This window comes from Kitasatospora sp. NBC_01287, from assembly GCF_026340565.1.
In the GTDB taxonomy this organism is placed as follows: Bacteria; Actinomycetota; Actinomycetes; order Streptomycetales; family Streptomycetaceae; genus Kitasatospora.
The window spans coordinates 8,275,185-8,298,060 of the sequence record NZ_JAPEPB010000001.1; the positions used below are offsets into that span (position 1 = coordinate 8,275,185).

The window sequence follows — 22,876 nt, forward strand, 5'->3', positions numbered from 1 at the left end:
ATGTACGAGCTCAACCGGGTCCGCCTCTACTCCATCGGCCCGGCCGGCGCCCGCTACGCCGACACCGTGCTGGACCTGCGCGGTGTCGGCGAGCCGGTGGCCAGTCCCGCCCCGCAGCAGCCCGGCCTGTTCGGCGAGGAGCCCGAGGGCCCGCAGCGCCGCCCGGCCCCGGCCGGTGTGCTCTTCCTGGAGAACGGCGGCGGCAAGTCGGTCCTGCTCAAGCTGATCTTCTCGGTGATGCTGCCGGGACACCGCAACACCCTGGGCGGCGCCAGCTCCGGGGTGCTGCGCAAGTTCCTGCTCGCCGACGACTGCGGCCACGTGGCGCTGGAGTGGCAGCACACCGTCACCGGCGAACTGATCGTGGTCGGCAAGGTGAGCGAGTGGCGCGGCCGCCAGGTCTCCTCCGACCCGCGCAAGTTCGCCGAGACCTGGTACTCCTTCCGCCCGGGCCCCGGCCTGACCCTGGACGCGTTGCCGGTCGCCGAGCGCGCCACCCTGGGCGCCCCGACCGCCCGTCCGCGCGGCCGACGCCGCACCATGAAGGGCTTCCGCGACGCGCTCACCGAGGCCGGCAAGGCCTACCCCTACCTCGACCTCACCTTCGAGGACGGGCACGACCGCTGGACCGAGCACCTGGGCGAACTCGGCCTGGACCCCGAACTCTTCCGCTACCAGCGCGAGATGAACGCCGACGAGGGCGAAGCGGCCGGCCTCTTCGCGGTCAAGCACGACGCCGACTTCACCGACCTGCTGCTGCGCGCGGTCACCGACACCCGGGACACCGACGGCCTGGCCGACCTGGTGCACGGCTTCGCCGCCAAGCTGGGCCGCCGCGCCGAGCTGACCGCGGAACGCGACTTCACCGCCGGTTCGTTGGAGCTGCTGGAGCGGATCGTGGGCGCCGGCGCCGCCCGCGAGGGCGTCCGCGAGGCGCACCGAGCCGCCGAGCGCCGCACCCGCCGACTCGCCCAGGCGCTGGCCGCCCGGGCCGGCGCCGAGCGCGGTCGGGCCCAGGACCTGGCCATCGAAGTGGCCGCCGCCGCGGGCGCGGTGACCACCGCCGAGGCCGACCGCACCCGCCACTCGCTGATCACCGCCGAGCTGACCCACCGTCACGCCACGCTCTCGCTCGCCGCGGCGACCGGGGAGGCCGCCGGGCTGCGCCGCGAACTGCTCGACGCCCGCACCCTGCACGCCGCCTGGCAGGCCGCCGAGGCGGTGCTTCGCCACCGCGCCGCCGCCGACCGGGCGGCCCGGGTCGCCGTGGCGATCCGCGAGGCCGAGCTGGACGCGGCCCCCGCGCTCGCCGCCCGCGCCCAGGCCGCCGGCGCGCTCGCCCACGCGCTGGAGGCCGCCGCCGGCACCGCCGAGGAGCGCGCCGAGTCGGAGGAGGGCCGCGCCGCCGAGCTGCAGCAGGACGGCGCCCGCGCGCAGGCCGACTCGCTGGCCGCCGCCACCGCCGGCCAGAAGGCCCGCTCCGACGCCGACCACCTGCGCCAGCGGCTCGCCGAGGTCGAGCAGGAGACCCAGGCCGCCGTGGCCGCCGGGTGGATCGACACCGCGGGCGATGCCGCGAACCCCGCCGGGGACCCGGCCCGCGCCGCCCTGCACGCCGCCGACGCCGAGCAGAGCGCCACCGCCGCACTGGAGCAGGCCCGCGCCGCCGCCGAGCTGGCCACCGCCCGCACCCGCGAGGCGGCCGCCGCCGAGGGCCGCGCCGAGCTGGCCGCCGCCCGGGCCAGCGACGCCCGCTCGGCCGCCCAGCGCGCGCTGGCCGCCGAGCGCCGCACCGCCGCGCGGCTGGCGGGGGAGCCCCGGCTGGCCGAACTGCTGGGGCTGGCTCCCTACTACGACGTCGATGTTGACGGACCGTCAGAACCGGCTGACCTCTCGGGCCGCGCGGAGGTGCTCACCCCCGACGTGCTGGACCGCGCCGCCGAGGATCTCGCCGAGCTGCTCGACACCTCCGTCGCCACCGCCGAGCGCACCCTGTTCGACCTGCGCACCGCCGCCGCCGATGACTCCCGGATCCTGGCCGCGCTCGGCGACGGCGGCCTGCTGCCGCCGGGGCCCGACGTGCTGGCCACCGTCGAGTACCTGGGCGAGCACGGCGTGCCGGCGCTGCCCGGCTGGCGCTACCTGGCCCAGTCCGTCGACCCGCTCGACCACGAGCGGATCCTGGCCGCCCGTCCCGAACTGGTCGACGGCGTGGTGGTCACCGACCCGTCCGCGCTGGACCGGGCCCGCGAGGCGCTGCAGGCCGCCGCACTGCTGCCGCGCTCCACCGTGGCGGTCGGCACGGCCGCCGCGCTGATCGCCCCGATCACCGAGGAACCTGCCTTCTTCCTCGTGCCGCCGAACCCGGCCATGCACGACGAGAGCGCCGCCGACACCGAGCGCCGCGAGCTGCGCGAGCGGGCGAGCGCCCGGGACGAGCACATCCGCGAGCTGGCCGCCCGGCTCGGCGGCGACCGCGCGCTGGCCGCCCGGCTCGCCTCCTGGCAGGCCGCCAGCCCGTCCGGCACCCTCGGCGAGGTGGCGGACGCGGCCTCCGCCGCCACCGAGCAGGCCGAGTTCGCCGCCGCCCAACTGGCCGCCGCCCGCGCCGAGCACGCCGAGGCGGAGGCCGACCGCGCCGCCGCCGCGAGCGTGCACGAGGAGCGGCGCGAGTCCACCCAGCGCGCCCGCCGCCGCGCCGACGCGCTGGCCGGCCTCGCCTTCCGGCTGCGCGAGCGCCCCGCCTGGACCAGGTCGCTGCGCGAGCTGGCCGAGGACGCCGCCGAGTGCGAGCGCCGCCAGGGGGCCTGCGCCGAGCGCGCCCAGGCCTGCGACGAGGACCGCCGGGCCGCCCAGCGCGCCGCCGACGACGCCCGCCGCACCGCCCGCACCCTGCGGGCCGAGCGGGCCGAGCTGGCCGGCACCGTGGCGGTCAGCGACGAACTGCCGACCGCCTCGCTGCCTGCCCTGCGCGAGGCCTACCGGGCCGCCGCCCAGCTCTACGAGAAGGTCGGAGTCGGCGCCGACCTGCGGGCCGAGCAGGCCCGCGCGGAGAGCGACGAGACCGCCGCCCAGGCCGAGTTGGACCGGCTCACCAACAAGGTCCGGATCCGCGCCGAGGAGCTGCTGAACAGCCCCGACGGCGCCGACGGCCCGGCCCGCCAGGCCGCCGCGGCCCGGGCCGAGGAGCTGGTCGCCACCATCGAGGCCCGTTCGGCGGTGGCAAGTGAGCAACTCGGCCGGCTGCGCGGCGAGGTCGAGCGCTCGGCCCCGGCCTCGGGCGAGGCACACACCGAGCTGCCCGAGGACCTGGTGCCCACCGACCCCGAGCACGCGCAGCAACTGCTTCGCGTGGCCACCGGCCAACTGGCCGAGCGGCGCGAGGAGCTGGAGGGTGCCCGGATCGAGCACAGCGAGCTGCTGCGCACCCTGCAGTCCGCGCAGTCCGCCGCGGCCGACTTCGACGAGGCCGCGGCCCAGCTGCGCGACGGCCTTCGCGACCACACCGCCGAGGAGGGCGAGCCGGCCGCCGAGCCGTACCTCGACCCGCTGGCCGAGGCCCGCACCGCCGCCACCGAGACCCGCCGCGCGCTGCGCACCGCCTCCGCCGAGCTGAGCGCCGCCGACCTCGCCGTCCGCGACGCCTGCGACGCGCTGGTCCGGCACGCCAACGCGGCCCGCTACGAGGCCGTCCGCACCCCCGCCCGCCAGCAGATCCGCGAACTGCCGGCCGCCGCGCTGCCCGAGCACGCCGCCGCCTGGGCCGACGCCTTCGCCCCCAGGCTGCGGGTGCTCACCGACGAGCTGACCCAGTTGGAGCGCAACCGCGGCTCGATCGTGGACCGGCTGCGCGGCCTGGTGGAGACCTCGCTCGCCACCCTGCGCGCCGCCCAGCGGCTCTCCCGGCTGCCCGAGGGCCTGGGCGAGTGGTCGGGTCAGGAGTTCCTGCGGATCCGCTTCGAGGACCCGGACCAGTCGGTGCTCGCCGAACGCCTCGGCGAGGTGATCGACGAGGCCACCCGGGCCGCCGTCAAGAAGAACTCCACGGCCGCCAACGAGTTCGGGCGCCGCGACGGCATGTCGCTGCTGCTGCGCGCGGTGGCGGCGGCGATCGGCCCCAAGGGGGTGAGCGTCGAGATCCTCAAGCCCGACGCGGTGCTGCGCGCCGAGCGGGTGAGCGTGGGCCAGATGTCCGACGTCTTCTCCGGCGGCCAGCTGCTCACCGCCGCCATCGCGCTCTACTGCACGATGGCCGCGCTGCGCGCCAACGACCGGGGCCAGTCCCAACTGCGGCACGCCGGCACGCTCTTCCTGGACAACCCGATCGGGCGCGCCAACGCCACCTACCTGCTGGAGCTGCAGCGGGCGGTGGCCGACGCGCTCGGCGTCCAGCTGATCTACACCACCGGTCTGTTCGACACCACCGCGCTGGCCGAGTTCCCGCTGGTCATCCGGCTGCGCAACGACGCCGACCTGCGGGCCGGCCTGAAGTACATCTCGGTGGAGGAGCACCTGCGCCCCGGCCTGCCCACCCCCCAGGACCCGGACGGCCCGGCGATCCACGGCGAGATCACCGCCACCCGGATGTTCAAGCGCCCGCCGGAGGTGCCGGCCGCCGGCTGACGGCGCCCCCGGAGTGCGGTCGGGCGGCCACCCCTGCTTGGATGGTCGCCTGACCTCGGGGGAGAAGACCATGGCGAACGCCTACCACCGCATCGTCGGCGGCAGCGTGCACCGGCTGGCCGCGATCAGCGACGGGATCTTCGCCGTCGCGATGACGCTGCTGGTGCTCGATCTGCACGTCCCCGCCATCCAGTTGTTGAACGCGCAGCACACGCTCTGGGCGCCGGGCGCCGGCGACGGCGAGGCCCAGCTCTGGCACGCGCTGGCGCGACTGGCCCCGCACCTGGGGGTCTTCGTACTCGGATTCCTGACCCTGGGCATGTTCTGGCTCGGCCAGCAGGCACAGCTCGATCACCTGGCCCGCGGCGACCGGCACTTGACCTGGATCCACCTCGCCTTCCTCTGCGCGGTCTCGCTGATGCCCTTCTCCACCGCACTGCTCGCCGCGTACGAGACCTACCGCGTCGCGCTGCTCGTCTACTGGCTGCACCTGCTCACCCTGGGCCTGCTGCTGCTCGCCGCCCTGCGCTACGCCGAACGCGCCGCCCTGTTCCGCGAGGACGCCCCGGCCGGCCTGGTCGCCGCCGCCAGGCGCCGGATCGTGGTGGCCCAGACGCTCTACGCGGCCGCGGTGCTGCTCGGCCTGGTCAACACCTACCTGAGCGTCGCGCTGATCATCCTGCTCCAGCTCAACTCGGCGATAGCTCCCAACCTCAAGCCACTGAACCAGTTCTGACGATGCGTCAACTCTTCCTGCGCGCCGTGCCGCAGGCCGCGACCAGCTGCCCGAGGAGTTCTCGATGACCGAGGCCGAAGCCGAGGCCCTGCGGACCCTGCGCGCCCTGGCCGTCGACCGGGGCCTGGGGTTGCACCCCGGCTCCGACCAGCTGATCCGGTTCGGGCTCGACGCGCTGCTGGCCGGGGTCGACAGTCCCTCGCTGCCACTGCTCGCCGGGCTCGGCCGCAACGAGGAGCCGCAGGCCCTGGACCTCTTCGACCAGGTGCTGGACGAGCTCGGCCTGGCCTACCCGCGGCCGGTCGGTGCCACGTTCGCCGCCGACCGCCGGGCACTGGCCGACTGGCTGGCCGCCCGGATCGTCGAAGGGGTGCTCGAGCCCGCCCGGGGCGCGGACCTGATCAGGGAGGTAGCCGTGGAACTCGGCCACCCCGAGGCGCTGGCACCGATGGTCAGATGGGCGCTCACCTGGGACGTCCGGGACGAGGAGTGGGACTACACGCACGAGGAACTCTCCGAGGGCGTCGTGCTGGCCGCCCGCGATCTGCTGACGCACCGTCCGTCGGAAAACGGGTAGCGCCCCGAGCGCCGGGCCCGGCACACTCCCGCCGTGTACTCAGACGATGACGCCGCCGCGCTGTACGACCTGCTGAACCCCTGGGATCCGGCTCGCTCGCCCGACAACGCCTTCTACGACGAACTCGTGCTGGCCGCCCCCACCGTGCTCGACGTCGGCTGTGGCACCGGCGCGATGTTGCACCGCGCGCGTGAACAGGGCCACACCGGGCGGCTGGTCGGCCTCGACCCGGACCGGCCCTCACTGGCCCGGGCCCGGCGCCGGTCCGACATCGAGTGGGTCGACGGCCGGGCGGCGGACGCGGCCTGGTCGGGCGAGTTCGACCTCGCGACGATGACCAGCCACGCCTTCCAGTGCCTGGTCGGCGACGAGGAGTTGCGCGCCTCGCTGGCGGCGATCCGTGCCGCGCTGCGCCCGGGCGGCCGGTTCGCCTTCGAGACCCGCCATCCGCAGGCCCGTGCCTGGCTGGAGTGGAACCCGGCGAACGCCGTCGAGCTCACCGACGGGGCCGGGCGCGCGCTGCGGATCTGGCACGAGGTCGAGTCCGCCGACGACGCAGTCGTCACCTTCAACTCGACGACGGCTGCGCCCGATGGCACCGTGCTCCACCGGGACCGCTCGAGCCTGCGCTTCCTCGCGCCCGAGGCCCTCGACTATCTGCTCGCCGAGGCGGGCTTCACGGTCGAGGCCCGCTACGGCGACTGGCACCGCGGCCCGGTCACCGCCACCAGCCGGGAGATCGTCACTGTCGCCGTCCGCGCCTGAGCCCGCCCGTCCGCGCCTGAGCCCGCCCGCCTGCCCGCTCCCCTCGACTAGGATGAGCGGCCGGAGCAGCGCTCCGGCTCGTAGTCCCTCAGGCAACTCCACGGACAACGTCCCAAGCAACTCCCCAGAGAGGCGGACCCGGTGGCGGAGACCAGGCGCGCGGACGGCCGGCGCAACCACGAACTCCTGCTGGCGGCCGGCCGGGCCGCCTTCGACGAGCTGGGCACCGAGGTCTCGCTGCGCGAGGTCGCCCGCCGCGCCGGTGTCGGGATCGGCACCCTCTACCGCCACTTCCCGACCCGTGAGGCGCTGCTCGAAGCCGCCATGCGCCACGGCCTGGACGCGCTGCGGGCCGAGGCCGAGGAACTCCTCGACGCGCCGTCGACCCAGCAGGCGCTGTTCGACTGGCTGGCGGCGTTCGCGGTCGGCTCCACCCGCTACCAGGGCCTGCCCGCCTCGATCCTGGCCGCCCTCCAGGACGAGGCCTCCGACCTGCACCGCTCCTGCGCGGCGATGCGCGCGGCAGCCGCGACGCTGCTGACCAGGGCCCAGCAGGCGGGCGAGGTGCGCGCGGACCTGACGGTGAACGACCTGCTCGCCCTGGTGGCCGGGATCGCCTGGGCCGGGCAGCAGGCGGGCGGTGCGGCCGAGGGGCGGACGGAGCGGCTGCTGGCGGTGGTCCGGAGCGGGATCGAGCAGCGGTAGCGAGGCCGCCCGCGGATCCGCCGGCGACTGCGGCCGGTTCACCCGGTGGCCAGGCCCGCCAGGCCCGCCAGGACCGGTTACCAGGCCGGCGGCGCCGGCACCGCGGGCGGCACGGTCGGCATCGGCGGCACGGGCATCGGCGGCACAGGCACCGGAGCCACGGGCAGCGGCGGCACGGGCATCGGCAGCACCGGCAGCGGCGGCAGCGCCCCCTCGAAGAGCCAGGCGTCGAACAGCTCCACCACCGAGTCGCCCGCCCCCGCGTAGCGCCGCACGTGCGCCATGAAGTCCGCCGTGGTCACCACACCGTGGCGCCGCCCGGTGGCCCAGTCCCGCAGCATCCGCCGGAAGGCCTGCTCGCCGAGCGCGACCCGCAGCGCGTGCACGGCCAGGCCGCCGCGCTCGTAGAGCCGGTCGTCGAACATCAGCTTCCGGCCGGGATCGGCCAGCCGCAGGTCCTGGGGGAGCCCGGCCAGCAGCCGGTGCGCGTCCGCCGCGTGGGCCTGGGCGGTGCGGCCGCCCGCGTGCTCGGCCCAGAGCCACTCCGCGTACTTGGCGAAGCCCTCGTTCAGCCAGATGTGCCGCCAGTCCGCGACGGTCACGCTGTTGCCGAACCACTGGTGCGCCAGCTCGTGCGCCACCAGCCGCTCCGAACCCCGCAGCCCGTCCACGTGGTTGACCCCGAAGGCCGCCATGCCCTGCGCCTCGACCGGGACGTCCAGCTCCTCGTCCGCGACCACCACCACGTACTCGCCGAACGGGTAGGGCCCGAAGAGCTCCTCGAAGAAGCGCATCATCTGCGGCTGGCGCCCGAAGTCGCCCGCGAAACGGGAGACCAGCTGCGAGGGGACGTAGCCGGACTGCGGCACCGCGCCCGGCTCGGCGTCCACCAGCAGCACCTTCTCGAAGACGCCGATCGCTATCCCGACCAGGTAGCTCGCGGTGGGCGCGGCCTGCTCGTAGACCCAGGTGGTGCTGCTCGCCCGGGTGGTCCGGGTGAGCAGCCGCCCGCCCGTCACCACCGCGTACGGCGAGGGCGTGGTGATCGAGACCAGGTACGAGGCCTTGTCCGCGGGCCGGTCGTTGCACGGGTACCAGGACGGCGCGCCGACCGGCTGGCTGGCCGCGAGGGCGCCGTCGGTCAGCTCCTCCCAGCCCAGGCCGCCCCACTGGCTGCGCACCGGCTTCGGGTTGCCGCTGTAGTGCACCTCGACGGTGAACGCCGCCCCGGCCGCCGGGCCGCGGCCCGGGCGGATCCGCAGCTTGCCGCCGCGGTGCGTGTAGTGCGCGGCCTTGCCGTCCACCAGCACCCGGCCGATCCGGAAGTCCGCCAGGTCGAGCGCGAACTCGCGCAGCGGCTCGGGCCCGGCCAGCGCGCTGATCCGCGCCGAGCCGGCCAGCCGGTTGGGTCCCGGCCGGTAGTCCAACGTCAGCTCGTAGCGGTGCACCCGGTAGCGGGGATCGCCGTTGTCCGGGAAGTACGGGTCGATCTGCTTGCTACCCACCGTCGTACCCGCTCCCCGTTCCATGCCGTTCACTCGCTACGCCTGCCAGGCCTCGATCGGGTTGCCCAGCCAGCGGGTGTCCGCCGGGACGGACTCCGCGCGCATCACCAGCGAGGCCGGGCCCAGCGTGCTGCGCTCCCCGATGGTGCTGCCGGGCAGCACGATCCCGCCCGGGCCCAGCGTGGCGCCCTCGCGGAGGACCACAGTATCCATGCGCATGATCCGGTCGTGGAAGAGGTGGGTCTGCAGCACGCAGCCGCGGTTCACGCTGACCCCGTCGCCCAGGGTGACCAGGTCGGCCTCGGGCAGCCAGTAGCTCTCGCACCAGACGCCCCGCCCGATCCGGGCGCCCAGGCCGCGCAGCCAGAGCGTCATCACGGGCGTGCCGGGCACCGCGCCGATCAACCACGGCACGGCCAGCACCTCGGTGAAGGTGTCGGCCAGCTCGTTGCGCCAGACGAAGCCGCTCCACAGCGGGTGCTCCACCGCCCGGAACCGGCCGACCAGCAGCCACTTCGCGGCCAGCGAGACCAGGCAGGCCACCGCGCCGGCCACCAGCAGCACCGCGCCGCCGAGCAGCGCCATCAGCCACGGCGAGCCCAGCAGGCAGAGCGCCGCCACGGTCAGCACACCCAGCGCCACCGAGCAGAAGACCGGCACCAGCCGGGCCAGCTCGACCAGCCCGCGCGCCCAGAGCAGCCGGGTCGGCGGCTCGTACGTCAGGCTCTGGTCGCCGCCCTCGGCGGCGCGCGGCAGCTTCACCGGCGGCAGGCCCAGGTAGGAGCTGCCCTTCTTGGCCTTCTTCGGGGTCGCCGAGAGCACCCCGACCAGGCCCCGGTCCGGCACCGACCGGCCGGGCGCGGTCATCCCGGAGTTGCCCAGGAAGGCGCGGCGGCCGATCTCGGCCGGGCCGATCCGCAGCCAGCCGCCGCCCAGCTCGTACGGGGCGATCAGCGTGTCGTCGGCCAGGAACGCGCCCTCGCCCACCGTGGTCAGGCTGGGCAGCGCGAGCACCGTGGAGACCTCGGCGCCGCGGCCCACCTTCATGCCGAGCAGCCGCAGCCAGAGGGGGGTGACCAGGCCCGCGTAGAGCGGGAAGAGGGTCTCCCGGGCCAGGTCCATCAGCTGGCTGACCGTCCACGCCTGCCAGCCCTGCCGGCTGTGCACCGGGTGATGCCCGGCCCGCAGCCCCAGGCTCAGCAGCCGCACCGCGCCGGCCAGCAGCGCCGCGTAGACGAGGCCGAAGACCAGTGCGGCGGGCGCCACCGCGAGCAGCGCGCCGCGCAGCGCCTCGCCCAGCCCGTCCCGTTCGCCGACGAACCGGCCGGCCAGCAGCAGCGCGGGCAGCGCCGACAGCACCGGCAGCAGGGTCATGGCGAAGCCGCCGACCCCGTACGCCGCCGCCCAGAGCGGTCGGCGCGGCGGGCGCTGCTCGGGCCAGGCCCGGTCGGCCCGGCCCAGCTTCACGGCGGGCGCGCCACCCCAGCGCTGCCCGGTCGGCACCAGGCCGGTGACCGAGGAGCCGGGTGCCACCTCGGCCCGCTTGCCGACCTTGGCACCGGGGAAGAGCGCGCTGCGGGTGCCGACCACGGCGCCCGCGCCGATCTTGACGGTGCCGACCTCCAGCCGGTCGCCGTCCAGCCAGTAGCCGGACAGGTCCACCTCGGCCTCGATCGCCGCGCCGCGGCCCAGCCGGAGCATGCCGGTGACCGGCGGCAGCGCGTGCAGGTCCACCTCGGAGTGGATCTTGGCGCCCAGCGCCCGCCCGTAGCGGATCAGCCAGGAGCCGGAGAGCTCGGTGGCGCCGCTCGCCTCGGCCAGCCGCTCGGCCGCCCAGAGCCGCAGGTGCACCGAGCCGCCGCGCGGGTAGCTGCCGGGGGTGAGCCCGCGCAGCAGCAGCCGGGCCCCGCCCGCCCCGACGGCGAGCCGCCCTGGCGGGCTGAAGAGCAGCGCGGCGCCCGCGCCGACCAGCCACCAGGAGGCGCCCGGCGCCCACGGGTAGGCGCCGAACCAGTGCAGCACGTTGCCCAGCGCCAGCAGGGCCACCGTCCAGCGCAGCCCGGTCAGGGTGAAGAGCGGCAGCAGCAGGAGCAGCTGCACCAGCTTGGCCCGGGTGGGGGTGGGCGCGATCTCGCGCGCGGCCCCGTCACCCTGCGCCGAGCGCTCCAGGTGGCGCGCCAGCTTGCGCAGCACCGGCTGCTGGTAGATGTCGAGCACCGCCGCGGTCGGGTAGCGGGTGCGCAGCAGCGTGGTCAGCCGGGCGGCTGCCAGGCTGCCGCCGCCGATCGCGAAGAAGTCGTCCCGGGCGCCGCTGACCGGCACGCCGAGGATCTCGCTCCACTGCTCGGCCAGCCAGGCCTCGGTGCCGTAGAGCTGCTCGGTGGGGCCGCCGGCCTCGGGCAGCTCCAGCGGCCAGGGCAGCGCGTCGCGGTCCACCTTGCCGGAGGTGCGGGTGGGCAGGTCGGCGACCGGCGCGAGCAGCGGCACCAGGGCGGCGGGCAGCTCGGCGCGCAGCTTGGCGACCGCCGCCTCGCGGTCGAAGCCCTCCTGGGTGACCAGGTAGCCGACCAGCAGCTGGTTGCCGCCGCGCGCGGTCCGCACGGCCGCGGCCGCGCCCGCCACGCCCGGCAGCGCCTGCAGCGCGGCGTCCACCTCGCCCAGCTCGATCCGGCGCCCGCCGAGCTTGATCTGCTCGTCGGCGCGGCCCAGGAAGACCAGGCCCGCCGGTTCGGCGCGGACCAGGTCGCCGCTGCGGTAGGCGCGCTCCCAGCCGAGCGAGGGCAGCGGGGCGTACTTCTCGGCGTCCTTGGCCGGGTCCAGGTAGCGGGCCAGGCCGACCCCGCCGATCACCAGCTGGCCGCACTCGCCCATCGCGACCGGCCGGCCCGCCTCGTCGACGACGGCCAGCTCCCAGCCGTCCAGCGGCAGGCCGATCCGCACCGGGCCCTCGCCGGTCAGCAGCGCCCCGCAGGCGACCACGGTGGCCTCGGTCGGGCCGTAGGTGTTCCACACCTCGCGCCCCTCGGTGACCAGGCGCTCGACCAGCTCGGGCGGGCACGCCTCGCCGCCGAAGATCAGCAGCCGCACGTCGCCGAGCGACTCGGCGGGCCAGAGCGCGGCCAGCGTCGGCACGGTGGAGACCACGCTGACCTCCTGCTCGGCCAGCCAGGGGCCCAGGTCGGCGCCGCCGCGTACCTGCGAGCGGGGCACCGGCACCAGGCAGGCGCCGTAGCGCCAGGCCAGCCACATCTCCTCGCAGGAGGCGTCGAAGGCGACCGAGAGCCCGGCCATCACCCGGTCGCCCGGGCCGATCGGCTCCTCCTGGAGGAACATCGCGGCCTCGGCGTCCACGAAGGCGGCGGCGTTGCGGTGGGTGACGGCCACGCCCTTGGGCTTGCCGGTGGAGCCGGAGGTGAAGATGATCCACGCGTCGTGGTCCGGGGTGGGCCGCTCGGCGATCCCGCTGCCCTGGCGCAGCACGGTCAGCTCGCCCGCGGCGCCCAGCACGGCGGTCACCTCGGCCTCGCCGAAGACCAGGTCGGCGCGCTCCTGCGGGTCCTCCGCGTCCACCGGCACGTAGGCGGCGCCGGCGGCCAGCACGGCCAGGATCCCGACGTAGAGGTCGTTGGTGCCGGACGGGACGCGGATGCCCACCCGGTCGCCGAGCCCGACCCCGGCGGCGGCCAGGCGGCGGCGCAGGGCCTCCACCTCGGCGGCCAGCGCGCGGTAGCTCAGCTGGGCGCGCCCGTCGTCCAGGGCGGGCTCCTGCGGGTGGGCCCGGCAGCTGGCCGCCAGGATGTCCACCAGGGTGCGGGGGACCGGGGCCGCGCCGGCGTCGAAGAGTGCGGGCACGCCAAGAGGGGCGACCGGCTCCCGCTGGTCACCCTGCGTGCTGATCTGTGTCATGACAGCCATGCGATCCTCGTCCCTCGTCCCCCACTCGGGCCACTGCCGGACCCCCGGTGAGCTGCGACGATCCGCATGTCCAGGTGATCGGCCCCGGCCCGGAGCACAACAACCCGATCGATGTTAGTCCGATACGCAGCGAGACGGCGAGGGTGCCTCCGGCTCAACTGGCCCGGATTTGATCAAAACTGACGATGCATCAGCTCTGATGTGCGTGTCCTGGCAAAGATGCTGACGGACCGTCAGTTGGATTGACGGTCCGTCAGGTCTGTTTTTCGAATGTGACTCAGGCAACACGGTACGGGCGTGTCGGGTGCGCCGCCCGGTGGCGCGGGCCGTTCGGGCGCGGGATTCCGCGGGATTCCGCGGGTTCAGCGGGCTTGGGTGGGCTTCGGTGGGCCGTTCGGGCCTGGGACTCAGTAGGAGTCGGCGGGATGTCAGAAGTGGAAGACCGGGTCCGTCCTGGTGTGCAGTCCGCACAGGTTGGCGAAGTGCCGCTGCCAGCGGACCCCCTGGCCTTGGGAGTAGCCGACCGCTGAGGCGGTCACCGGCTGGTAGAGGTCGTTGCAGAGGGTCCCGGGCACGCCCTTGAGCTGGTCGAGGTCTCCGTCGGCGGCCTCGATCGCGGCGCAGGCGGGCTGTGCCCGCGGATGGTCTCCGCTGATCGGAGCACAGGACAGTTCGACGCTCCGGGAGGTGCTGCCGGAGCCGTCCTGGATGGTCAACCGCAGCCGGGTGGTCGGGTCGGCGGGCCGTGCCTGGGCGGGCGTGGGCACGGTGAGCAGGGCGAGGGCGAGCGCGGACAGTGCCGCGCGGATACGCAGGGAGATCACGCGGACAGGGGTACCAGCGGGTTACGCGGCGCGCCCAAGTCATCACCCGATCGTGGGCGCGGCGGACGACTCAAACGTCGACGGCGGCCGCTGTCGTGGTGGCCGCCGTCATGGTGGTCGCCGTCGTAGCCGCCGCTGACGCAGCCGTCGCAGCGATCGGCCTCGCCGCCGCGTCCCGCCGCTCCTCGGCCGCCGCGGCGGCGAGCAGGCCCTCCAGCAGGCCCGGGAAGAGCCCGGACAGCTCCGAGGCGCGCAGCGTGCTCACCCGCGAGGTGCCGCGCCGGTTCTGGCGGATCACGCCCGCCTCGCGCAGGACCCGGAAGTGGTGGGTGGTGGTCGACTTGCTGATCGGCAGCTGGAACGCGATGCAGGACATCTCGGCGTGCCCGGCCGCCAGCTCGCGCACGATCCGCAGCCGCAGCGGGTCGGCCAGGGCGTGCAGCACGGTGGCCAGCCGGATCTCACCGGCGGCCGGCTCGGGCAGGCAGCAGCTGCCGTCCCCGATCGGCGCCGCACTTCCGCTCGCCGCCTCGCGCCGCGCCGTCTCTTCTCCGCTCATCCCCCCATCATACGGCGATTCATACGGCGAGGATCGTACTTCGAAGGATTTAGTAGTACGTTGGTTCTCGTACTAATTGCCACTGAGCTCCGAGGAGCCTGCCGTGTCTGTTCTGTTCGAGCCCATCAAGCTGCGCGAGCTGACCGTTCCGAACCGGATCTGGATGGCCCCGATGTGCATGTACTCGGCCGCCGCCGAGGGGCCGGAGACCGGTGTCGTCACCGACTTCCACTTCACCCACCTGACCAGCCGGGCGGCCGGCGGCACCGGCCTGATCCTGGTCGAGGCGACCGCGGTCGCGCCCGAGGGCCGGATCAGCGCCCAGGACCTGGGCCTGTGGAACGAGCGCCAGCAGCAGGGCCTGGCCCGGGTGGCGGCGGCGATCAAGAGCTACGGCACGGTGGCGGGCATCCAGCTGGCGCACGCCGGTCGCAAGGCCTCCTCCGCCTCCCCGTGGGTCGGCGGCCGCGCCATCCCCGAGGGCGAGGGCGGCTGGCGCGCGGTCGGTCCGACCAGCGAGCCCTTCGGTGACTTCCCGGACCCGGACGCGCTCACCGTCGAGCAGATCGGCGAGGTCGTCCGCGCCTTCGCGGCGGCGGCCGAGCGGGCGCTGGCGGCCGGCTTCCAGGTGGTCGAGGTGCACGGCGCGCACGGCTACCTCACCCACTCCTTCCTGTCGCCGAACTCCAACCACCGCACCGACGAGTACGGCGGCTCCTTCGAGAACCGGGCCCGTTTCGCGCTGGAGGTGGCCGCCGCCGTCCGCGCGGTCTGGCCCGCTGAGTTGCCCGTCTTCTTCCGCACCTCGGCCACCGACTGGCTGACCGAGAACCCCGAGGACGGGCGCGAGGGCTGGACCGGCGAGGACACCGTCAAGCTGGCCAAGGAGCTGCAGGCCATCGGCATCGACCTGCTGGACGTCTCCACCGGCGGCCTGGTGCCCGGCGCCCGGATCCCGGTCGGCCCCGGCTACCAGGTGCCGTTCGCCGAGCAGGTCCGCGAGGCCACCGGCCTGCCGGTCGGTGCGGTCGGTCTGATCACCGAGCCCGCGCAGGCGGAGCAGATCATCGCCGAGGGACGCGCGGATGTCGTCCTGCTCGGGCGCGAGCTGCTGCGCAACCCGTACTTCGCGCAGCACGCCGCGCGCGAGCTGCAGGCCGAGCGCCGCTGGCCCAGCCAGTACGCGGGCGCGGTCGGCACCCGCGGCTGAGACCCGCGCCCGGCCGGTGGTGCTGCCGCGCCACCGGCCGGCCCGTCGCCGATGTGGTGCGCCGCAACTCGTCCCTCGTCGTCATGGCGCCACCCTGGCCGAGGCTGCCCGTGCTGTGGCCGGTCGTGCTGTTGTTGGCCGGCCGCACGGCCGACGGACCGTCAGCGGCCGGGCCCCGGCCGCGGCCTGGTCAGCCGGCCAGCGGTCCTGAGTCGGTGATCCGAACCTTGTCGGCCGTACCGGGCCGGCCGCCGCTCACGGTCTGGCAGGCGTAATCGGTGAGCTGGTTCAGCGGTACCAGGACGGCCGTGGGAACGTTGTTGCAGCGCACCTCGTCGGGCGAGAAGTTGCCGTAGAAGTAGAGTGCGAGGCCGTCGCGGGTGAGGATGCCCTGGCGGGGCTGCGCCTGGTAGGTCACGTAGTTGTCGGACCAGGCGGCCTTGTCCCCGAGGGCCACGTCCCACACGAGGTCGAGGCTGTCGTAGGTGACGGTGCACGCCACCGTCGTGCCGGCCTTCGAGTCGAGGTCCTTGGGGCACTGGGCAGAGGTTTCGCCCGGTGCGAGGGTCATCGCGAGGGTCCTGCGGCGCAGTTCGAACTCAAGGTTCTCGCTGAAGGTCGCGTCGTGCGCCGGGGACGGCGACGGGGTCAGGTCCGGATACGGGCCGGCGGGCTTGTCCAGCTTCTGCGGCAGCAAGGCCAGCGCCGTCGGGGGTGCGGCCTTGGCGCCGGTGCCGTCCGATCCCGATCCCGCACTCCCGCATCCTGTGGCCAGGGCCATGAGACTCACCATGCCGACGACCGCGGCTCTCCCCGTATTCATGATCGTCAGCCTAACCCGGCTCGCGCGGCCTCCTCCAATCGCTACGATCACCCACCACCCGTTGCGGGCAGGGCATCAGCCGGCCGCCCGGTGGAAGTCGCTGACCGCGCGCGGGGAGTCGCGGCCGGGGCCGCGCCGCCGCTGGGAGGCGATCTGACGCGAGATCACGATCTCCAGCAGGCACCAGACGATGCCGAACACGCCCAGCCCGCTGAGGAGCAGCATCAGCGTCAGCGTCCTGGGCTCGTGCGCGAACGAGGCGAGGGTGGCGATGGTCAGGCCGACGAGGGTGAGGGCCAGGAAGAGCACGGTGCGCACAGCGGCGGCCCGCACCTCGTCAGGCATCCGTCTGCGTGCCGCGGCCATCGGCGCCAACCCCCGGGGAGACTCGGAGCGGGGCGGTCCGTCACGCCCCGCCCACTGCCTGCCCGCTCGCGCACCGGGCAAACGCTCTGCTGAATCCTGTCCGCCCCGGCCCACGGCCTAGCCCAACTCGGCGGCCAGCTCCTGCATCGCTCCCGTGACGATGGTGCGCATCGCCTGTTCGGCCCGCTCCGGTGCCCCCGCGCAGATCGCCTCCGCGACCTCCCGGTGCAACTGGACGGCATAGGCGTGCGGCTGATGCGGCATCAACTTGTGCTCGGTGCGCCCGGTCAGCACCGCGCCCACCGTGTCGCCCAGGTGTGCGAACATCTCGTTGCCGGAGGCCCGCAGTACGGTGGCATGGAAGGCGATGTCGTGGCGCAGGAACGCGGCCAGGTCGGCGGCCCGCGCGCTGACCGTCAACTCCACGGCGAGGGAGCTCAGTTCACGGCAGTCGTCCGGGCCGGCATACTGCGCGGCGAGCGCGGCGGCGGCCGGTTCGATGGCCACCCGCAGCGAGCCGAGCGAGCGCAGTTGCGCCGCCCGGTCGGCGCCGGCCAGCCGCCAGCGGATCACCAGCGGATCGAAGACGTCCCAGTCGCGCCGGGGTTGCACCGTGATGCCGACCCGCCGCTTGGAGGCGACCAGGTGCATCGACTCCAGGATCCGCACCGCCTCCCGCACCACCGTGCGGGACACCCCGAACCGGGCCTCCAGCTCTTCGATCCGCAGCACCGCCCCCTCGGCGAGCTCCCCGGACGCGATGGCCGGTCCCAACGAGGCGAGCAGTCTGCCGGGCAGGCCCTGGATCTCCATCCGTCCAGCCTAGATGACGCCGCCGACCGCTCGAACGCGTGGTCACCCGGCCGGAGTCGGCGTAAGTGCGGTAGGTGGCGGTGCGGTAGGTGGCGGTGCGGCGCGTTGGGCTCGGCGCCGAGTAGAGCCGAGTAGATAAGTATGACTAGTTAGTGTCGCTGCCTTGAAATGGTCATACCTTTGGCAGGATAGTGACGTCATCGCGGGCGCCGACCGGTCCATCGGCCGGCGCCCGCCCGAAGTGGCAGGAGCAGAACCCATGGCTCTCAGCGCCGAGAACCAGCCGTCCGATCCGCAGCCGTCCGATCCCCAGCCATTCAATGCTCGGCCGTCCTACCCGCAGGCGGCGAGCGCCCGTCCACTGATCGTGGTGATGGGCGTCTCCGGCGTCGGCAAGACCACCGTCGCCAAGCTGCTCGCCGAGCGCCTCGGCGTCCCGTACGCGGAGGCGGACGACTTCCACCCCGCCGCCAACATCGCCAAGATGCGGGCGGGCATCCCGCTGGACGACGCCGACCGGGCCCCCTGGCTGCGCGCGCTCGCCGGCTGGCTGCGTGACCGCGGCGAGGCCGGCACCGGGGGCGTGGTCACCTGCTCCGCCCTCAAGCGCCGCTACCGCGACACCCTGCGGGCAGGCTGCCCGGCGGCGTTCTTCCTGCACCTGGACGGCAGCCGCCGCCTGGTCGCCGGCCGACTCGCCCTGCGCACCGGCCACTTCATGGCGCCCTCGCTGCTCGACTCCCAGTTCGCCCTGCTCGAACCGCTCCAAGAGGACGAATACGGAGCCGTGCTGAAGCTCGGGGCGCGCACTCCCCAAGAACTCGTCGAGCTGGCCGCCACATTGCTGCGGCCCGGTCCCGGTGGCCCCGAGGCCCCGGGCGTCTCGGCAGCCGGCTGAAGGCAGTGGCGGCGGGTCCCGGTTCACGCACGTCCGAGCGAGAAGACGACCGTCACGCCCGCGCCGCCGCCCCTGCTGTCGATCCGCTGGAACCCGCACTTCTCGGCGACCCGGATCGAGGCCGTGTTCGCCTCCTTGGCCTCCAGCAGCACCCGTGTCAGCCCCAGTTCGCGCAAGGCCCACTCCACCACCAGGCGGACCGCTCTGGGCGCGATGCCCCGCCCCCGGTGCGCGGGGAACACGCTGTAGGCGACGGTCGCCTCCTCGGCGCCTGCTCGGAACCGCAGGTTCACCAGGCCCAGCGGCTCGTCGGTCTTCGCGTCCGCGACCACCAGCGGGGTGGCCCGCCCGCTGCGCCAGGCCTCCTCGGCACGGGCCAGGCTGGTTCGGCGGGCGTCCGCGTCCATGGGGGCGTCGTCGAGCCAGTGCCGCGTCTCGGGGTCATGGCTCGCCGCCGCGATCGCGTCCAGATCCGTGACGCGGCGCAACCGGACCGCGATGGTGCCGTCGGTGAGCGGCGCGTTCGGCGGCTCGGTCACGTGAGTGGCCAGTTCTCCTCCGGGAACACCCGCCCGAACCAGTGCGGTTGCACGTCCCGCAGCCGCAGCGAGCGCCACTCGCGCGGGTCCGGGCCCTGTGGCACCGCGACCGCCACGTCCGGGCCGTACGCGAGCAGTCGCTCCTGACAGACGCCGCACGGCGCCAGCACCCAGAAGCCGCGGCCCTCGTCGGCCAGGGTCACGCAGGCCGACGCCACCACCCGCCGCCCCAGCTTGAACGCCTCGCAGATCGCACCCGTCTCGTGGCACAGCCGCACCGCGCCGTTGGGCACCTCGGGGGCGACGCTGGTGAGGATCGCTCCGTTGTCCAGCCGTAGCGCGGCGGCCCCGGACCAGTCCTGCCCGGGGAAGCGGGAACGGCACAACTCGATCGCGGCGTCCACGAGCTCCTGGTCGACGACGGGGTGCGAGCCGTCGAAGCCCTCTTGATCAAGACTCATGCCGCGGATGGTACGCATCCCGCACATGACTGGGAACCCGTTTTCGATCGCGTGAGCGCCCCGGCCCCGGTGGACCCCGGTGGACCCCGGTGGACGTGAAGTGGCGATGGGGAATGATGGGCGGTGACAGATCCGACCGACGGGCCACGGTCACTGACGTGTCGTCAGTCGTCCCGGCCCTCAACGATGGGACTGAACACCATGCCTCTGACCGGCGATTACGAGCCCAGCTCCGACCAGTGGGTGCGCGACCAGGTCGAGCAGTACGAGTCCTCCGGTGGCACCGAGGGCACGACCTACCGGGACAAGCCGGTGGTCGTCCTCACCAGTGTGGGCGCGCGCAGCGGCAAGATCCGCAAGAACCCGCTGATGCGGGTCGAGCACGATGGTCGGTACGCCGTGGTGGCCTCCCAGGGCGGTGCGCCCAAGCATCCGACCTGGTACCACAACCTCGCCGCCGGCCCGCTGGTCGAGCTGCAGGACGGCCCGCTGCGCCAGGACATGACGGCCCGTGAGGTCACTGGTGAGGAGCGGGAGTTGTGGTGGGACCGGGCCGTGGAGGCGTGGCCGGACTACGCCGAGTACCAGAAGAAGACGGACCGGGTGATCCCGGTCTTCGTCCTGGAGCCCGCTGCCGCGAACTGACCCCGGCAGCGTCCGTGGCGGCGGGTTCTCGCCAATAGCCGGCGAGGCCCGGCGCCACGGCGGCCCGGCGCCCCCGGCCGCCGCCGCCCGCGTGGCCCGGCGCGGCGGCGGCGACCAGGGGTGACCGGAAGGGGAGCGTCCATTCGTGTGCGGATGGGGTGCCCGCCTCCTGCTGTCCCGGGTCGGGAACCGGCCAGCCGTCCGGTCCGGGACCGCCTGAACGCCTGCCGGAGCGCCCGCCGGTGGGCTAGGTTTCGTCGTGCCGCGCGGCCCACGGGTGCCGCCCACGGGACCCCGCGCCCCACCACACGCACAGCGCCACGTACGCACAGCACCGCACATGCACCGCACATGCACCGCACGCGCACAGCACCGCACACGCACAGCGCGATCCGCGCGCGGGCAGAACCGCGTCCGCGGCCGTTCCCCCGAGGCGTGTGCGAGGGCGCGCGCCTCCTCCCAGGAGGAAATCCGATGGGCCTCAGACAACGCTGGCCGGCCGCGATCGCCGCGGCCGCCCTGCTGGCGTTCGGGTCGCCGGCGCTCGCCGCACACGCGGACAGCGCGCCGACCTACCGCACCGACCTGCGCATCCTGCTGGTCGACGACGGCAGCAGTTCGGTGGCGGCGGTCCGCGCCGAGCTGGTGAGCGAGGGCATCCCGTACACCACGGTGAACCTCGCCGACCCGAACCGCCCGACCATCAACGACGCCTACCTCGACGATCTGCTCCCCGACGGCACGGTCGAGGCCAAGTTCCAGTCGATCGTGCTCCCCACCCTTGACGCCCTGGGCAGCGGCAGCGCCGAGACCAACGCGCTGATCGCCTACGAACACGCCTACAACGTCGGGCAGGTGGACCTGAACACCTACGCGCAGCCCGCCGTCGGCCTGAACTGGGCCCAGAACCCCGGCTACATCGGGTCGTTGGACGGCATGACCGCCTCGGTGTTCGAGATCGGCTGGTTCTTCCCCTTCCACTACCTCGCCGGACCCATCCCGTTCGAGGACAACGACCCGAACAAGGTGGAGAGTTACGGCTACCTGGCGACCCCGCTCAACATAGAGATGGAGCCGCTGGTGGTGATGCCGATCCCCGGCAGCACCCAGGACGGCGTGCTGGTCGGCGACTACTACGACGGACGCCACCAACTGGTCTTCACCTTCGCGTTCAACCAGTACCAGCAGCAGTGGCAGGCGATCGCCCAGGGCGTGGTCGACTGGATGACCCAGGGCGTCCACCTCGGCTACAACCGCAACTACCTCTCCGTCCAGGTCGGCAGCACCCTGCTCGCCCAGAACCGCTGGAGCACGACGCTCAAGTGCACCCAGGGGGACGTGGGGTGCGCCACCGTGCCGGGCGGCCCGGACACCGTACCGATCCGGATGACGGCGGCCGACGTCGAGTACGCCGAGAAGTGGGAGGCGGCCAACCACCTCACGCTCGACCTGGCCTACGACGGCAGCGGCAGTGACAGCGTGGCCGCCGCGAACGGCTCCGATCCCACCGAGGCGGCGTTCGCCGCCGACCCGGCGGCCTTCCGCTGGATCAACGGCACCTACGGGCAGCCGTTCCTGGGCTGCGTGCGCGACGTCACGGTGGTGCCGTGGGTCTGCGGCACCGATGGCACCGGCGCCACCGAGTGGAGCAGCCAGGCGGCCATCACCGCGGCCGCGCAGACCAACCTCGCCTGGGCACAGGCCAAGGGGCTGCCGGTGGACCCGAGCACGCTGGTCACCGCGCAGAACTCCGGGTTGGCCCTGCCGCCGCAGCAGAGCCAGGACAACCCGGCCCTCGCCCCCGCACTGACCGCGCTCGGGGTCACGGCGCTCGGCGCCAACGCCGCCACCGAGGCGGCCGCCCGGCCGGTCGGATCGGCGCTCGCCGTCCCGCAGCATCAGCTCGACCTCTACCCCAACGCCGGCACGGCCGCCGAGGAGGCCGACGAGTACAACTGGCTCTACACCGCCGCCGCCCAGGGTGGCAGCGGCCAGTGCACCGGCTCGTCCAGCTCGACCTGCCTGTCCGCGCCGCTGAACGAGAGCACCGGCTTCCAGAGCACCATCGTGCCCACCGAGGCCAAGATGGTGCTGCAGCGGATGCTCGCCAACGACCCGACGCCGGACGTGCTGTCGCAGTCCAACCTGGCGGAGGACCGGATCGCCTACCCGGTGCTCAACCAGATCCTCGCCACCTATCAGACCCTGTACGGTCCTGACACCCCGCTGGTCAACCTGTCGCTGAGCGACATCGCCACCCAACTGCGCAACCAGGCGGCCTGGAACGCCGCCCTGGCGGCGGGCCAGGTGACCGCCTACCGGGTCGGCTCCACGGTGACCGTCTCCGCGCCGAGCGGGGTCCAGGTGCCGGTGACCGTGCCCTACGGCAGCCTGCAGGTGAAGCAGGCCGGCACCGCGCAACCCGGTTCGCTCTACGCCGACGAGTTGTCCGGCTGGCTCACCCCCGACACCGGGCAGAGCGCCGTGACGCTGACGGTCACCCTGCCCCAGGCCGACCCGCCGCCGGACCCGAACCAGCCGCCCCCCGTCCCGCCCGTGGTCGCCTCCGCCCGACCCTCGCAGGCCCGGGCCGTGGCCCCCGCCGCAGCGCCCGCCGCAGCGCCTGCCGCGGTGCCCGCCGGGGTCCGCGTCCCGGTGCCGTTCGGCCCGCAGGACGCCACCCGGCTGCACGCCGACCAGCTCCTGACCAAGCCTGATCAGCTCCTGACCAAGCGCTGACCAGGCACTGAAGTGCTACTGAAGCGCCACTGAAGCGCCACCTGAAGAACCGCTGACGCAGCATCGGTCCGCGCGGCGTGCCGTCGGCGTGTCGGCCACCAGGCCGACCGCGCACGGCGCGCTGCCCGGCCGCGCGGGCTCCGGCCGTGAATGATGGAGTGCGCACAGTCGGT

At 74.2% G+C, this 22,876-nt stretch carries 17 protein-coding genes and 1 pseudogene; 9 read left to right on the forward strand and 9 right to left on the reverse strand.

What is annotated here, in order from left to right:
* The 5 genes from OG455_RS35395 (at position 1) to OG455_RS35415 (ending at position 7,406) form a co-directional block, all read left to right on the forward strand.
* The gene (locus OG455_RS35395; protein ID WP_266300371.1) at positions 1-4,623 is read left to right on the forward strand and encodes a hypothetical protein; all 4,623 of its coding nucleotides are present in this window, start codon (positions 1-3) and stop codon (positions 4,621-4,623) included.
* 70 nt (positions 4,624-4,693) lie between these two features.
* Complete coding sequence (locus OG455_RS35400; protein ID WP_266300372.1) at positions 4,694-5,359, forward strand: TMEM175 family protein; 666 nt, start codon at positions 4,694-4,696, stop codon at positions 5,357-5,359.
* 64 nt (positions 5,360-5,423) lie between these two features.
* Positions 5,424-5,936, forward strand: coding sequence for a hypothetical protein (locus OG455_RS35405; protein WP_266300373.1), 513 nt, complete (start codon positions 5,424-5,426; stop codon positions 5,934-5,936).
* Positions 5,937-5,969: 33 nt separating this feature from the next.
* The gene (locus OG455_RS35410; RefSeq protein WP_266300374.1) at positions 5,970-6,701 is read left to right on the forward strand and encodes a trans-aconitate 2-methyltransferase; all 732 of its coding nucleotides are present in this window, start codon (positions 5,970-5,972) and stop codon (positions 6,699-6,701) included.
* 141 nt (positions 6,702-6,842) lie between these two features.
* Positions 6,843-7,406, forward strand: a complete 564-nt coding sequence (locus OG455_RS35415; protein ID WP_266300375.1) for a TetR/AcrR family transcriptional regulator — start codon at positions 6,843-6,845, stop codon at positions 7,404-7,406.
* Between the two features lie 77 nt (positions 7,407-7,483).
* Here OG455_RS35415 and OG455_RS35420 read toward each other — a convergent pair whose 3' ends face one another.
* The 4 genes and pseudogenes from OG455_RS35420 to OG455_RS35435 form a co-directional block, all read right to left on the reverse strand.
* The gene (locus OG455_RS35420) at positions 7,484-8,935 is read right to left on the reverse strand and encodes a M1 family metallopeptidase (RefSeq protein ID WP_266300376.1); all 1,452 of its coding nucleotides are present in this window, start codon (positions 8,933-8,935) and stop codon (positions 7,484-7,486) included.
* Between the two features lie 12 nt (positions 8,936-8,947).
* Positions 8,948-12,817: a Pls/PosA family non-ribosomal peptide synthetase gene (locus OG455_RS35425; RefSeq protein WP_266300377.1), complete on the reverse strand. Its 3,870-nt coding sequence runs from the start codon at positions 12,815-12,817 to the stop codon at positions 8,948-8,950.
* A 437-nt stretch (positions 12,818-13,254) separates the two neighbouring features.
* Entirely contained in the window at positions 13,255-13,650 is a 396-nt protein-coding gene (locus OG455_RS35430) for an SSI family serine proteinase inhibitor (RefSeq protein WP_266300378.1), read from the reverse strand.
* 202 nt (positions 13,651-13,852) lie between these two features.
* Positions 13,853-14,155 (reverse strand): annotated as a pseudogene (locus tag OG455_RS35435) (ArsR/SmtB family transcription factor); the annotation flags it as partial.
* Between the two features lie 157 nt (positions 14,156-14,312).
* Between OG455_RS35435 and OG455_RS35440 the strand changes: the two are divergent.
* On the forward strand, positions 14,313-15,419 hold the full coding sequence (locus tag OG455_RS35440; RefSeq protein ID WP_266300379.1) for an NADH:flavin oxidoreductase/NADH oxidase: 1,107 nt from the start codon (positions 14,313-14,315) through the stop codon (positions 15,417-15,419).
* 190 nt (positions 15,420-15,609) lie between these two features.
* Here the strand turns inward: OG455_RS35440 and OG455_RS35445 are convergent, their stop codons facing one another.
* The 3 genes from OG455_RS35445 to OG455_RS35455 form a co-directional block, all read right to left on the reverse strand.
* Positions 15,610-16,242 carry a hypothetical protein gene (locus OG455_RS35445; RefSeq protein ID WP_266300380.1) on the reverse strand — a complete coding sequence of 211 codons (633 nt, stop codon included), beginning with the start codon at positions 16,240-16,242 and terminating at the stop codon, positions 15,610-15,612.
* Between the two features lie 75 nt (positions 16,243-16,317).
* Positions 16,318-16,587 carry a hypothetical protein gene (locus OG455_RS35450; RefSeq protein WP_266300381.1) on the reverse strand — a complete coding sequence of 90 codons (270 nt, stop codon included), beginning with the start codon at positions 16,585-16,587 and terminating at the stop codon, positions 16,318-16,320.
* 138 nt (positions 16,588-16,725) lie between these two features.
* Positions 16,726-17,421 (reverse strand): FadR/GntR family transcriptional regulator, encoded by a 696-nt coding sequence (locus OG455_RS35455; protein ID WP_266300382.1) that lies wholly within the window; start codon positions 17,419-17,421, stop codon positions 16,726-16,728.
* A gap of 373 nt (positions 17,422-17,794) precedes the next feature.
* Between OG455_RS35455 and OG455_RS35460 the strand changes: the two genes are divergently transcribed.
* Positions 17,795-18,319, forward strand: coding sequence for a gluconokinase (locus OG455_RS35460; RefSeq protein ID WP_266301076.1), 525 nt, complete (start codon positions 17,795-17,797; stop codon positions 18,317-18,319).
* A 23-nt stretch (positions 18,320-18,342) separates the two neighbouring features.
* On the opposite strand, the gene OG455_RS35465 is transcribed toward OG455_RS35460, so the two are convergent.
* Positions 18,343-18,858, reverse strand: coding sequence for a GNAT family N-acetyltransferase (locus OG455_RS35465; protein WP_266300383.1), 516 nt, complete (start codon positions 18,856-18,858; stop codon positions 18,343-18,345).
* On the reverse strand, positions 18,855-19,319 hold the full coding sequence (locus OG455_RS35470) for a cytidine deaminase (RefSeq protein ID WP_266300384.1): 465 nt from the start codon (positions 19,317-19,319) through the stop codon (positions 18,855-18,857). Before OG455_RS35470 ends, OG455_RS35465 begins: the two co-directional genes overlap by 4 nt.
* A 201-nt stretch (positions 19,320-19,520) precedes the next feature.
* Between OG455_RS35470 and OG455_RS35475 the strand changes: the two genes are divergently transcribed.
* The gene (locus tag OG455_RS35475) at positions 19,521-19,964 is read left to right on the forward strand and encodes a nitroreductase family deazaflavin-dependent oxidoreductase (protein ID WP_266300385.1); all 444 of its coding nucleotides are present in this window, start codon (positions 19,521-19,523) and stop codon (positions 19,962-19,964) included.
* A gap of 474 nt (positions 19,965-20,438) precedes the next feature.
* Positions 20,439-22,703, forward strand: a complete 2,265-nt coding sequence (locus OG455_RS35480) for a hypothetical protein (RefSeq protein WP_266300386.1) — start codon at positions 20,439-20,441, stop codon at positions 22,701-22,703.
* Positions 22,704-22,876: the final 173 nt, after the last annotated feature.